General features: G+C 60.2%; 9 protein-coding genes. 7 read left to right on the forward strand and 2 right to left on the reverse strand.

Features of this window, described 5'->3' with window-relative positions; translation table 11 throughout:
• Positions 1 to 74: 74 nt before the first annotated feature.
• From ACR0NJ_RS04550 to ACR0NJ_RS04565, 4 genes are all read left to right on the forward strand, one after another.
• Positions 75 to 524: a universal stress protein gene (locus ACR0NJ_RS04550; RefSeq protein WP_480815943.1), complete on the forward strand. Its 450-nt coding sequence runs from the start codon at positions 75 to 77 to the stop codon at positions 522 to 524.
• 64 nt (positions 525 to 588) lie between these two features.
• Positions 589 to 2,340: a gamma-glutamyltransferase gene (gene ggt, locus ACR0NJ_RS04555; RefSeq protein ID WP_480815944.1), complete on the forward strand. Its 1,752-nt coding sequence runs from the start codon at positions 589 to 591 to the stop codon at positions 2,338 to 2,340.
• An 86-nt stretch (positions 2,341 to 2,426) separates the two neighbouring features.
• Complete coding sequence (locus ACR0NJ_RS04560; RefSeq protein ID WP_480815945.1) at positions 2,427 to 3,698, forward strand: type III PLP-dependent enzyme domain-containing protein; 1,272 nt, start codon at positions 2,427 to 2,429, stop codon at positions 3,696 to 3,698.
• Positions 3,699 to 3,940: 242 nt separating this feature from the next.
• The gene (locus ACR0NJ_RS04565; protein WP_480815946.1) at positions 3,941 to 8,761 is read left to right on the forward strand and encodes an NAD-glutamate dehydrogenase; all 4,821 of its coding nucleotides are present in this window, start codon (positions 3,941 to 3,943) and stop codon (positions 8,759 to 8,761) included.
• A gap of 95 nt (positions 8,762 to 8,856) precedes the next feature.
• On the opposite strand, the gene ACR0NJ_RS04570 is transcribed toward ACR0NJ_RS04565, so the two are convergent.
• Positions 8,857 to 10,332, reverse strand: coding sequence for an NAD-dependent succinate-semialdehyde dehydrogenase (locus ACR0NJ_RS04570; protein WP_480815947.1), 1,476 nt, complete (start codon positions 10,330 to 10,332; stop codon positions 8,857 to 8,859).
• Positions 10,333 to 10,334: 2 nt separating this feature from the next.
• On the reverse strand, positions 10,335 to 11,612 hold the full coding sequence (locus ACR0NJ_RS04575; RefSeq protein WP_480815948.1) for a 4-aminobutyrate--2-oxoglutarate transaminase: 1,278 nt from the start codon (positions 11,610 to 11,612) through the stop codon (positions 10,335 to 10,337).
• Between the two features lie 149 nt (positions 11,613 to 11,761).
• On the opposite strand from ACR0NJ_RS04575, the gene ACR0NJ_RS04580 reads away from it, so the two are divergent.
• The 3 genes from ACR0NJ_RS04580 to ACR0NJ_RS04590 all read left to right on the forward strand — a co-directional run bounded on the left by ACR0NJ_RS04580 (position 11,762) and on the right by ACR0NJ_RS04590 (position 13,409).
• Positions 11,762 to 12,328: a cupin domain-containing protein gene (locus tag ACR0NJ_RS04580; RefSeq protein WP_170449055.1), complete on the forward strand. Its 567-nt coding sequence runs from the start codon at positions 11,762 to 11,764 to the stop codon at positions 12,326 to 12,328.
• Positions 12,329 to 12,466: 138 nt separating this feature from the next.
• Positions 12,467 to 12,988, forward strand: a complete 522-nt coding sequence (locus ACR0NJ_RS04585; protein ID WP_480815949.1) for a VOC family protein — start codon at positions 12,467 to 12,469, stop codon at positions 12,986 to 12,988.
• 70 nt (positions 12,989 to 13,058) lie between these two features.
• Positions 13,059 to 13,409, forward strand: a complete 351-nt coding sequence (locus ACR0NJ_RS04590) for a hypothetical protein (RefSeq protein WP_480815950.1) — start codon at positions 13,059 to 13,061, stop codon at positions 13,407 to 13,409.
• Positions 13,410 to 13,450 lie beyond the last annotated feature (41 nt).

Raw genomic sequence — 13,450 nt, forward strand, 5'->3', positions numbered from 1 at the left:
CTGCTGCTTCTGGGCCTCATCGCCTTCCTGCAAAAGGGCCGCGCCGCCCGCACCACCGACCAAGAGGTAACACCATGACCAAATCCGTCCTTTGTGCCGTGGATGCGGGAAAGCCCGAATCCGATGCCGAAGTGTTGCGCCAAGCCGCACGTCTGGCGGACCTCGATGATGCGCAGCTTGATGTTGTTACAGTGCTGCCCGATTTCGGCGAGTCTTTTGTCGGTAGCTTCTTCGAGCCCGAGCATCATGAACAGGCTGTAGCGAAAGCCCAGGAAGCGCTTGAGGCGCTCAGTCAATCGGTTCTGGGCGCGGAACGGAATGCCATCGTTCGCCATGTGGTGGCGACCGGAACCGCTTATCAGGAAATCCTGCACGCGGCGCAGTCCGCTGGCAGCGATCTGATCGTCATCGGCGCGCATCGGCCCGATCTCAAAGACTATCTGCTGGGTCCGAATGCGGCCCGCGTGGTCCGACACTCGGATGTGTCGGTCTATGTGGTGCGTTCGACCGCTGTCGGGACCTAGCACAACAGGAAACCATACGAGCAGAACAAACCGATCAACCGTCAATCATCACCCGGAGGATTCAATGATGAGGACATTTCTAAGAACCAGCGCCGCTCTGGCCCTGGGCGTCATCGCCGGCACGGCCAGCGCACAGGACCCCGCGCCGGAATACGGCTATGGGTGGGAGGACAAGGATTCGGTCACTGGCACCGAATTCATGGTCTCAGCCGCCAACCCGATTGCCGCGAAGGCAGGCTATGACGTGCTGGCCGCAGGTGGTACCGCCGCGGATGCGATGATCGCCGTTCAGCTCATGCTGAACCTGGTCGAGCCGCAATCGTCCGGCATCGGCGGTGGTGCGTTCATGCTGTATTGGGACGCGGAATCCCAGACGCTGACCACCTTCGACGCACGTGAAAAAGCGCCTGCCAAAGCCAAGCCCGAGCGTTTCCTGAACGCCGAAGGCGAAAAGATCCCGTTTGCCGAGGCGATCTCAGGCGGGCAGGCCGTGGGTGTGCCCGGCATTCTACGTCTGATGGAAGTGACTCATAACCTGTATGGCAAGAAAGACTGGGCGTCGCTGTTCCAGTCGACCATCGAACAGGCCGAAAACGGGTTTGAGGTTTCGCCGCGCATGGCAAACTCGATCCAGTCGACCATCGACCGCGAACGTTATCTGGACGTCTTCCCCGGTGCCAAGGAATACTTCTTCAACGAAGATGGTAGCCCGCTGGCCGAAGGCACCCTGCTGAAGAACCCCGCCTTTGCCGAGACCCTGCGTATTCTGGCCGATCAGGGCGCGAATGCGTTCTATCACGGCCCCATTGCCGAAGATATCGTCGCCGCGGTGGATTTCACGTCGAAGGTTGAAAACAACATCACGCTGGAAGATATGGCCGCCTATCGCGTTAAGGTCCGCCCTGCCGTCTGTGCCGATTATCGCGGCTATGACGTTTGCGGCATGGGCCCGCCGACCTCGGGCGGTCTGACCGTCGGGCAGATTCTGGGTATCCTGAACAACTTTGACCTCAAGAGCACTGGCTGGAACGCCGAGCTGGCGCACCTCTACGCCGAGGCCGCCAAGCTGGCCTATGCCGACCGCGCGCTCTACATGGCCGACAGTGATTTCGTTGACGTTCCGGTCAAAGGTCTGCTGGACAAGGACTACCTGAAACTGCGTTCGGAAATGATCGATCCGGCAGCGGCCAGTGAAAAGCGTTCGGCCGGTGAGCCGCCGCGCGATCACACCGCGTTGTTTGCGCCCTCGCAGAACCCGGATCGTCCCGGCACCAGCCATATCGTGATCCGCGACCAGTATGGCAACGCGCTGTCGATGACCACGACCATCGAAACCTTTTTTGGCAGCCGTGTCTTCGTTCGGGGCTTCCTGCTGAACAACGAGTTGACCGACTTTGACCGCGCGCCCAAAGATGGTGACCGTCTGGTGGCCAACCGGGTCGAGGGCGGCAAGCGTCCGCGCAGCTCGATGTCGCCGACCATCGTGATGAAAGATGGTGAGCCCTATCTGCTGATCGGCTCGCCCGGTGGCAGCCGCATCATCAACTATGTGGCCAAGACTATCATCGCGATCCTCGATTGGGACATGGACCCGCAGGACGCCATCGAGACCGGCCATTTCGTGCACCGCAACGGATCGAGCATGGATGTGGAGCAGGAAACCGCAGCGGCTGATTTCGCCGAGGCGCTGACCGCCAAGGGTCATGAGGTCAAGACGGTCGATCTGAACTCGGGCCTGCACGCGATCCTGATCAAGGATGGCCAGCTGATCGGTGCTGCCGATCCCCGCCGCGAAGGTGTGGCGCTGGGGCAGTAACCCATTCAAACCAACCAACGGCGGCTCACCTGGGCCGCCGTTTTCATTTAAGCTACAGTGAATTCACCAAGCCCCGGAGCCGCCCCATGAACCGAGAACACGAAATCCTGCAACGCGCCATCAAGGACCGGCTTCTGGACAGCGAAAGCACCGTGATAGGTTTCATGGATCTGGACGGTCTGGCCAAATCCATCGACGATCTGATCGCCGCCTTTCCCGACAATTTCCAGCACACCTTTGCCGTCAAGGCGAACTCGTTGCGTCATGTGCTGATGAAAATCTCGCATTGCGGCATCGGGGCCGAGGTCGCCAGCCCCGGAGAACTGACCATGGCGCAATCGGCGGGCTTTGATGTCCGCCAGATCATTTTCGATTCGCCCGCCAAGACGATGGACGATCTGCGGCAATGCCTGAAACATTCCATCGCGTTCAATCTGGACAATGAACAGGAACTGGAACGGGTCGCCGCACTGATCGAGGACTATCCGAACTCCGAGGCCATCATCGGTTTTCGCATCAACCCACAGATCGGCTCGGGCGCGATCTCATCAACCAGCACCGCGACCAACACGTCGAAATTCGGCTATCCCATCGGGGATGCGGGCAATCGCGAGAAGCTGATCGACTATTACCTGAAATACCCGTGGCTGACATCGATCCACACCCATGCCGGATCGCAGGGCTGCCCGCTGGAATTGATGGCGCAAGGCATCGGCGAACTGGTGGCCGTCGCCGAAGAGATCAACGCGCGCAAGGGTGAGCAGCAGATTACGCGGCTAGATATCGGGGGCGGGTTGCCGGTCAACTTTGCCTCGCCCGAGGTCAAACCGACCTTCAAGGAGTACTCGGACATCTTGCGAGATAAGGTGCCGTTGCTGTTCACCGGGAAGTACAGCGTTAAGACCGAGTTCGGCCGCGCGATCGCCGCCAAGAACGGCTTCATGGCGACGCGGGTGGAATACACCAAGAACGCCGGAGGGCGGCATATCGCGACCACCCATGCGGGCGCGCAGATCATGACGCGCACCGCTTTCCTGCCCGCCGCGTGGCCAATCCGGGTTGAAGGGTTCACGCCCGACGGTGCGCTAAAAACCGAGGACAAGGTGCAAACAGACGTGGCCGGGCCCTGCTGTTTCGCGGCTGATCTGGTGGCTAAGGATGTGCTGATCCCGCGACTTGACCCCAATGATTACGTGGCGATCTACGACACCGGCGCATACTACTTCAGTAACCATTTCGACTATAACAGCTTGCCCCGCATCGCGGTCTACGGCGTCAGCACGAAATCCGGAGAGCTGTCGATTGAACTGATCCGCAGGGCAGAAACGCTCAGTGAGGTGGTCTCGAACATGTCTTAGCGTGTCAAACTCTGTGTGCGCGCAAAGACTTTGGTAATCATGTCCGTGCACCTTTTGCGCGTGGAAACTCAGGTGGCTTGGCGCGTCAGAAAACTGGATTGTAGCTTTTGGCATTGTTCGAAACCGGATTTCGCAGGTACCGTCAGTGTCAGGGCATGTGTCGGCCTAGGGCGTGCGAATCCGTTTTGGAATCGACCGCCAACAGAAATTGAAGGGCGGCCAACCGCCGTTGGGAGAGTGCAATGACAAAACCTGAAAACTCCGCTTTCGATCAATTGCTGGACGAAGTCCGCGCCATCGCTTCTGCGCGGTTGGACAAAACGGATTGTGAGGACTTCCTGGCCGCGCTGGACCTGTTGTTTGGCCGTTCCTCGTTCGAAGACCTGCAAAGCCGGACGGCGGAAGAGGTGTATGGCGCATCTCTGGCGCTTTGGAAATTCGCGGCGCACAAGCCATCCGGCGCGGCGCGGGTGCGGATGTACAACCCGCGCATGGCGGAACACGGTTGGGAATGCGGTCATACGGTTCTGGAAATCGTCAATGACGACATGCCGTTCCTTGTCGACTCGGTCACGTCTTTTCTGGCCGGACAGGGATTGTCGATTCACTCTTTGATTCATCCGCTGCTACAGGTCAAACGCGGGCCCGACGGCACCCGGACCGGTGTACCCGGCGCATCCGACGCCGAATGTAGGGCCGAGTCGATGATTCAGGTTCAGATAGATCAGATCGGGGACACGGCGCAGATAGAACGGCTTGAGGCGGAAATCGCCCAGATCATGAAGGATGTGCGCGTCTCGGTCGAGGATTGGCAGCCCATCATGGAACGTCTGGGCACCGTGACCGAAATGCTCAAGAGCAATGCCCCCAAGAAATCCAAGGCGGTCACCGCGGAGGTTGTCGAATTCCTGGACTGGCTGGCGCAAAACCATTTCACGTTCCTGGGATACCGCGAATATGCGGCCGACAGCAAAACCGGTGCCATGCATCAGGTCGGCAAAACAGCGCTCGGCCTGATGAGCGATCCGGAGTTCACCGTTCTACGCGACCTGAAGGGTAATTTCACCGATCGTTCGCCCGAGATGGATGCGTTTGCCAGCGACATCTCTCCGCTGATGATCATCAAGGCGAACCGCCGCTCGACCGTTCACCGCGCGACGCATTTCGATCTGATCGGGGTCAAGCAGTTCGACGGGAAAGGAAAGCAAACCGGCGAGCATGTGTTCATCGGACATTTCACCGCCGCTGCCTATAACCGCAGCCCCAAGTCGATCCCATTGTTGCGGCAAAAGGTCGAGCGGATCATCGAACGCTCGGGCTTCACCCCCGACAGCCATGACGGCAAGGCGCTGACGCATGTGTTGGGAACCTATCCGCGCGATGAGCTGTTCCAGAGCTCGGACGACCAGATGTTCGAAAACGCTATCGACGCGCTGCATCTGACAATCCGGCCAAGATCGCGGTTGTTGCTGCGCCCGGATCGCTTTGGGCGGTTCGTCTCCTGCCTCGTTTACGTCCCGCGTGAGCGCTACAACACCGAGCTGCGGAGCAAAATCGGTAACATTCTGGCCGAAGAGTTCGAAGGCCGCGTCGCCACATGGGAACCCGCATTTGACGAGGTGCTGGCACGGGTGCATTTCGTCATTGCACTCAGCGGCAAGGTCGCCTCGAAAGAAGAGGCCGCCGCTTTGGAGGCCCGGATAATTGACGCGGTGCGCAGTTGGGGCGATCACCTTCACGACGCGTTGGTCGAACGCAAGGGCGAATCCGAAGGCAACCGGCTGCACGCGCTCTATAGCGACGGCTTCGCCGTGTCCTATCGGGACGAGTTTCAGGCCGTTTCAGCCGTGTCCGATATTGACAAGATGGAACAGCTGACCGGCGAAACCGACCTGATGCTAAAGTTTTACCGGAGGCTGGAAGACCCCGAACACAGCGTGCGTTTCAAACTCTACAAACGCGGGCCGTCGGTGCCCTTGTCTGATTGTCTTCCGATCCTGGAAAACCTCGGCTTTCGCATTCTGGCCGAACATCCATTCCGGATCGACCGCGGCGACGAAACCATCTGGATTCACGATTTCCACATGCAGTCCTCGGACGGGCAGAGCATCGACGTCACGGCAGTTCGTAGCAATCTTGAGGAAGCGTTTTCCACCCTCTGGGCGCAAGAGGCCGATGACGACCCGCTGAACCGGCTGGTGCTGGTTGCCGGTCTGTCGATCCGCGAAACCGCGCTGCTGCGGGCCTATGGCGGATACCTGCGTCAGGCGCGGATTCCGTATTCGGTGCCTTATATGCAGGACGCTCTGATCGCCAATCCCGGCATTGCGCGCAAGCTGGTCGACCTGTTTCAGGCCCTGTTCGATCCGGCTGCTTCCGGGGATGCGAAGAAAAGGGAAAAAGCGGCAAAAGAGATTGCGGCGGATATCGAAGCCATGCTGGAAAAGGTCGCAAGCCTCGACTTCGACCAGATCCTGCGCCGGTTCCGCAATGCCATTCAGGCGACGCTGCGCACCAACTACTTTCAGCCCAATGCGGATGGGCGTGACAAGTCCTACATGTCGTTTAAGTTCGATTGCTCGAAGCTGGATGAACTGCCGTTGCCGCGACCATGGCGCGAGATATTCGTCTACTCAACGCCCGTTGAGGGGGTGCATTTGCGCTACGGTTCGGTGGCGCGGGGCGGTTTGCGCTGGTCCGACCGGAAAGAAGATTACCGGACCGAAGTGCTGGGGCTGGTAAAGGCGCAGCAGGTCAAGAATGCTGTTATCGTACCGGTCGGCTCAAAGGGCGGGTTCCTGCCCAAAACCCTGCCTGCCGGTGGCACCCGGGAAGAGGTGATGGCCGAGGCGGTGCGCTGCTATCGGATTTTCCTGTCCGGCATGCTGGACATCACCGACAATATCTCGGGCTCGGATATCGTCCCGCCCAACGCAGTTGTGCGCCGCGATCCTGACGATCCATATCTGGTTGTTGCCGCCGACAAGGGAACGGCGACCTTCTCGGATTTTGCCAATGACTTGGCTACGGAATATGGGTTTTGGCTGGGCGACGCCTTCGCCTCGGGCGGTTCGAACGGCTATGACCACAAGGGAATGGGGATTACCGCGAAAGGCGGGTGGGAGGCCGTGAAGCGCCATTTCCGCGAACTGGACCACGACACCCAGACGCAACCCTTTACAGTCATCGGCTGCGGGGACATGTCGGGGGATGTGTTCGGAAACGGGATGCTGCTGTCCGATCAGATCAAATTGGTCGCCGCCTTCGATCACCGCGACATCTTCATCGATCCAAACCCTGATCCGGCCAAAAGCTTTGCCGAGCGGAAGCGGTTATTCGAACTGCCGCGCTCCAGTTGGGAATCCTACGATCCCAAGCTGATCTCGAAAGGCGGTGGTGTTTTCTCGCGATCATCGAAATCGATAAAACTGACGCCCGAGATCAGAAAGCTGACCGGGTTGGACGACAAATCCGTCACTCCGTTCGAACTGATACGGGCCCTGCTGAAATCGCAGGCGGACCTGATGTGGTTCGGCGGCATCGGCACCTATATCAAGAGCGCTGCGGAATCCCACGCCGATACAGGCGACCGGGCCAACGACCAGGTCCGCGTCAACGCCAACGAGGTGCGGGTGCGGGTTGTCGGCGAAGGGGCCAATCTGGGCGTCAGCCAAATGGGCCGTATCCAACTGGCTCAGGGCGGCGTCAAGATCAACAACGATGCTGTCGATAACTCAGCCGGGGTCGATTGTTCGGACCACGAGGTCAATATCAAGATTGCCCTTGGTGCCGTCGTCGATGCAGGCGACATGACGGAAAAACAGCGCAACACGTTGCTGGCCAAGATGACCGATGAGGTCAGCGAACTGGTGCTGAAGACCAATTACCACCAGACCCTCGCAATCTCGCTGGATGAGGCTGCAGCCCCGGCGCTGCTCGACAACCATGTCAGGTTCATGGAGGGGCTCGAGGCCGAAGGCAAACTGGACCGCGCGGTCGAGTATCTGCCCGACGATGAAGAGATCGCCGAGCGCCGCGCCGCGGGGCGCGGCCTGACCCGGCCCGAGATCGCTGTGCTTGTGGCCTATGCCAAGAACGATATCTTCTCGGATCTGGTGAAGTCTGATGTTCTGGACGATCCGTATATGGAACGGTTCCTGATCCAGTACATGCCGACCCCGTTGCGCACCGCGCATCTTGAGGTTCTGCGCAACCACCGCCTGCGGCGCGAAATCATCGCGACGGTGGTCGTCAATATGCTGGTCAACGAAATCGGCCCGACCTTCTGCGCCCGCCTGCGCGAAGATACTGGCGCGACTGTGGGCGAAATCGTCAAGGCCTTCATCATCGACCGCGAGATTTTCGGCCTTGCCGAAACCGCGGCCGAGGTCAACGCGCTGGACAACAAGCTTGCGGCAGATGTTCAGATCGAAATTCACCGCGCTCTGTCAGAGATGCTCGCAGCCCAGTGCCAACGCCTGATCAAGAACAATGTCCGTTCGATTGGTGATGCGATCTCGGTCTACCAGCCGGGTATCGCTGAAATCGCGTCGGTGGCCGAAGCTACAGTCAGCGCGTTTTCTCTGGAACGGCTCAAGCAGCGGACGGACGAGTTGCTTAAAAAGGGCACGCCGGACGATCTGGCGTCAAAGGTTGCGACGCTTGAGTTGCTGGGCGGTGCGATGGACATCTTCGATGTCTCGGAGCGCTTGCAGCTTGAGGTGCGGGACGTGGCAGCCAGCTATTTTGCAACCGGAGCCCGGTTCAGCCTGGACTGGCTGCGGTCGCGTGCCAGAAGTGTTGCGGTTGGCGATCATTGGGAACGGGTCGCGCTGGCCCGTCTGATGTCGGATATCCGGGTGCATCAATCCAACATTGCGGCCGCGGCGTTGGTGCTGTCCGGGGCGAACTCTGGCAAGGACAGCGTTGCCCATTGGGTGGACCAGAACGGGGATCTGGCGCAACGGACGGACCGGCTGATTGCAGAACTGCGGTCAGGTGGCGCGTTGAGCGTGTCGAAGCTGGCGGTCGCGTCCTCGCATTTCGCGTTGCTGGCGACCTGAGTTCGGGCTTGCCCGAAGCTTCACAAAAAGGACCGGGCCTGTGCGAAGCCCGGTCCTTTTCGTGGCAATTGGGGCTAGGCCCCAACGCCGGGGGGTCAGGAAATCTCGCCCATGCAGAGGTACTTGATCTCAAGGAAGTCCTCGGTGCCGTATTTCGACCCTTCGCGGCCCAGACCGGACTGCTTAACGCCGCCAAACGGCGCAACCTCGGTCGAAATCAGGCCCGTGTTGATACCCACCATGCCTGATTCCAGCCCTTCGGCCACACGCCAGACGCGCGCCAGATCGCGGCTGTAGAAATATGAGGCCAGACCGAACTCGCTGTCATTGGCCATGGCGACGACGTCGTCCTCATCCTCGAACTTAAACAAAGGCGCGACAGGGCCAAAGGTTTCGTCCTTTGCCACAACCATGTCGGGGGTCACGCCGGTCAGAACGGTGGGTTCAAAGAATGTCCCGCCCAAGCCTGAGCGTTTGCCGCCCAGCGTGACGGTTGCGCCTTTGGACACTGCGTCCGAGATATGTTCCTCGACCTTGGCAACCGCTGCGTCGTTGATCAGCGGACCGGTGGTCACGCCGTCGCCAAATCCGTCGCCTACATTTAGTGCTTTGGTCTTTTCGGCCAGCTTCGCGGCGAATTCACCATAGACGCCCGCCTGCACATAGATGCGGTTGGCGCAGACGCAGGTCTGGCCGTTATTTCGGAACTTGGCGATCATCGCACCGTCGACGGCGGCATCCACATCGGCGTCGTCAAACACGATGAACGGCGCGTTGCCGCCCAGTTCGAGGCTCATCTTCTTGATCGTGCCCGCCGCCTGACGCATCAGGATCTGGCCCACGCGGGTCGAACCGGTGAAGGTGATCTTGGCGACCTTGTCATTGGTGCAAAGTTCGTTGCCGACGCCCGAGCTGTCGGTGCCCGGAATGACGTTGAGCACACCCGCCGGGATACCCGCGCGTTCGCCCAGCACCGCCATCGCCAGCGCTGACAGAGGTGTCAGCGTTGCGGGCCGCGCCACAAAGGTACAGCCCACCGCCAGCGCCGGGCCGACTTTGCGCGCAATCATCGCGTTGGGGAAGTTCCATGGTGTGATCGAACCGACCACGCCCACCGGCTGTTTCAGAACCACGATGCGCTTGTCGCGCTGGTGGCCAGGGATGACGTCGCCATAGACGCGCTTGGCCTCTTCCGAGAACCACTCGATGAAGGACGCGCCATACAGCACCTCGCCCCGTGCCTCGGGCCAGGGTTTGCCCATCTCTGCAGTCAGGATGGTCGCCAGATCGTCGGCGTTTTCCACCATCAGATCGAACCACTTGCGCAGGATCGCGCCGCGTTCCTTGCCGGTTTGCGCCGCCCATTCTTTCTTGGCCGCGTAAGCCGCGTCGATGGTCTGCGCGGTGCCTTCGATGCTGATATCTGCCACATTGGCGATCAGATCGCCAGTGGCGGGGTTGTGGACGGGGAATGTCGCCTCACCCTCGACCCATTCGCCATTGATATAGGCGCGGGTTTCCAGAAGGCTGGGATCTTTCAGCTCAAGCTTGGTCACTTTGGTATCCAGCATGTTCAGGCTCCTTTGACAGCGTCGATCGAGGCTTCGAGGATATCCATCGCCTCGGCGAAGATCTCGTCCTGCACCGTCAGCGGCGCGAGGAAACGGATTACGTTCCCATATACGCCGCAGGTCAGCAGGATCAATCCGCGCTTGAGCGCCTCGGCGCGCACGGCGTTGGCCATCTCGGGGTTCGGAGCAGCGCCATCGGTGGTGTTGAACTCAGCCGCGATCATGAAGCCGGGGCCGCGAATGTCGACGATTTCAGGCGTACGGGCGCGGATCGATTCCAGACGCTGTTTCAGGCGCGAGCCCATTTCATTGGCGCGGGCGCACAGGTCTTCTTCCTCGATCACGTCCATCACCGCGTGGGCGGCGGCGATGCCCAGCGGGTTGCCGCCATAGGTGCCGCCCAGACCGCCGGGTTGGGCCGCATCCATCAGATCGGCGCGACCGGTGACGGCGGCCAGCGGTAGACCGCCTGCCAGACCTTTGGCCATGGTGGTGATGTCGGCGGCCACGTCATAGGCGTCCATCGCAAACAGATTGCCGGTGCGGGCAAAGCCCGTCTGCACTTCGTCGGCGATCAGCACGATGCCGTGTTCGTCGCACAGCGCGCGCAGACCGCGCATCAGTTCGGCAGGGGCGGGGTAGAAGCCGCCTTCGCCCTGAACCGGCTCGATGATGATGGCGGCGACGCGGCCCGGGTCCAGATCGGCCTTGAACAGCTTGGTCAGCGCGCCCAGAGAATCTTCGGTCGAGGTGCCGTGCAGTTCAACCGGGAACGGTACGTGATACGTGTCGGGCATCATTGCGCCAAAGCCAGCCTTGTAGGGCTGCACCTTGCCGGTCAGGGACATGCCCATAAACGTCCGGCCATGGAAACCACCACCAAAGGCGATCACGGCGGGGCGACCGGTGGCGGCCCGGGCAATCTTGACGGCATTTTCCACCGCTTCGGCACCGGTGGTTACAAAGACGGTTTTCTTGGTGAAATCGCCCGGCACCTTCTCGTTCAGGCGCTCGGCCAGACGGATGTAGTTTTCATAGGGCAGAACCTGATGGCAGGTATGGGTAAAGTTCGCGGCCTGTGTCTGCACCGCCTCCATCACCTTGGGGTGGCAATGCCCGGTATTCACAACGGCGATGCCTGCGGCGAAATCGATATAGCGCTTGCCTTCGACGTCCCACACCTCGGAGTTCGCGGCGCGGTCGACATAGACCTGCGTCTGCATTCCCACGCCCTGCGCGATCGAGGTGTTGCGGCGTTCAGCAATCTGAGCATTCAGCATCTTGCGTCCTTTCGGGTTATCGGGCGCGTGCCCGCAAATCTGACCGCGCGACTGTAATGCCCACAGCCTCAGGCGAAAGCCTGTTTCTTGTGAATCATAAGCCCTTGATTTACGGTCCCGGCACCCCTCAAGTGATGCGGATAGTGAACATGAAGAACGCCAATCAGGATGATCTGACCCTTGGATTGCGCCTGCGGACCCTGCGAGAACGCGCGGGCCTGTCGCAGCGGGCGCTGGCCAAGAAGTCGGACGTGCCGAACTCGACCATTTCGCTGATCGAGTCGGGCAAGATGAACCCCTCGGTCGGGGCGCTGCGGCGGATATTACAGGGCATTCCGATCAGCATGTCTGATTTCTTCTCGTTCGAGATCGAAAGCGAACAGACCGTATTTTATGCCGCCGAAGAGTTGACCGAGATCGGCAAGGGCGGGCTGTCGCTGCGGCAGGTGGGCTCGAACCTCTATGGCCGCGCGATGATGATCCTGCAGGAGACCTATGATCTTGGCGCAGATACGGGGCGGGTCATGTACGGGCACGAGGCCGAAGAGGGCGGTATCGTGATCTCGGGCCGGGTCGAGGTCACGGTGGGCGATCAGCGCAAGGTGTTGGGGCCGGGCGATGCCTATTACTTTGACAGCCGCACGCCGCACCGGTTCCGGCAGGTGGGCCCGGAAAAATGTCGGATCGTCAGCGCCTGTACGCCCCCGACATTCTGACCGTAGCCACAGAAATCTCAGCACTATGCATCATAGTGTTGCAATATGTACCGAGTTGATCCACAGTATGGTGCATAGTGCGGGACTTACCCCGCATGTCTCATCGGGCAACCCCCGCCCAATTCGGAGATTTGAGTTATGAAAAAGAAGCCTGCCACCCTGCCGCGTGGCTATCGCACCTGCACCGCATCGCTGGCTGTTGCGGACGTGCCCGCAGCGCTGGCCTTTTACGAAAAAGCCTTTGACGCCAAGATTCAGGCCTATGACGCGGAAGAAGCCCCCGGTTTTGCCGCCATCAAGATCGGCAATTCGATGCTGTTCGTCACCGCCGGCTGGGGCGCGCATGTTCCCACCGTTCCGGGCACTGTGATCCCGGTGGGTCATCATATGTATGTCGAAAATGCCGACACCGCGCTTGCGACCGCTCTGGACAACGGCGCGACCCTGATTGCAGACGCAAACGACACCTATTGGGGTGAACGTTGCGCCACCGTTGCCGACCCGTTCGGCCATATCTGGACGCTGGCGACCCGGATTGAGAACCTGAAATCCGAAGATATCAGCGAACGCCGCAAGGCGCTGTTCCGTGCGATTCACGATCAGGATGCCGAAGCGGTTGTCGAAACCATTGAGGCCACCGAACAGACCGAGGCCGCGTGATCCGGTCCAGGCTTGAAACACGGACGGATCGTGAGGTACCGGAATGGGTGTGTTCTTTAACAGGCCAATCATGAACGACGCACCCCTTCCTACCTTCACGATCCGCCAGAACGATCTGGCCATCCTCGCCGCCGAAAACCGGATCGGAGATTATCCGGTCGCTGTGCGCACCGCGCGCGAGGTGGTCAGCGGCGGCTTTGCCAATCAGTCGGCGCACCCCAACACCTGGACGGTCTATTTTCTGGTCGATGGCCAATGGGCGCTGGTGGAATCCACGCGCGGTTTGCGCCGGGAATGGTCCAGTCTGGATCGGTTGGAAAAATGGCTGCGCAGTTGCGGCTTCCGGTTCTTCTGGGTGCGCAACGATATCGACTTTGTGGAAACACCCGGCGAAGACCTGGCCGAGGAAGAGGCCGGATAAATCAACCGCCTGCAGACAGCGGGCTTGCGCGAACACGCGGT

This window comes from Ruegeria sp. F11, from assembly GCF_056533855.1.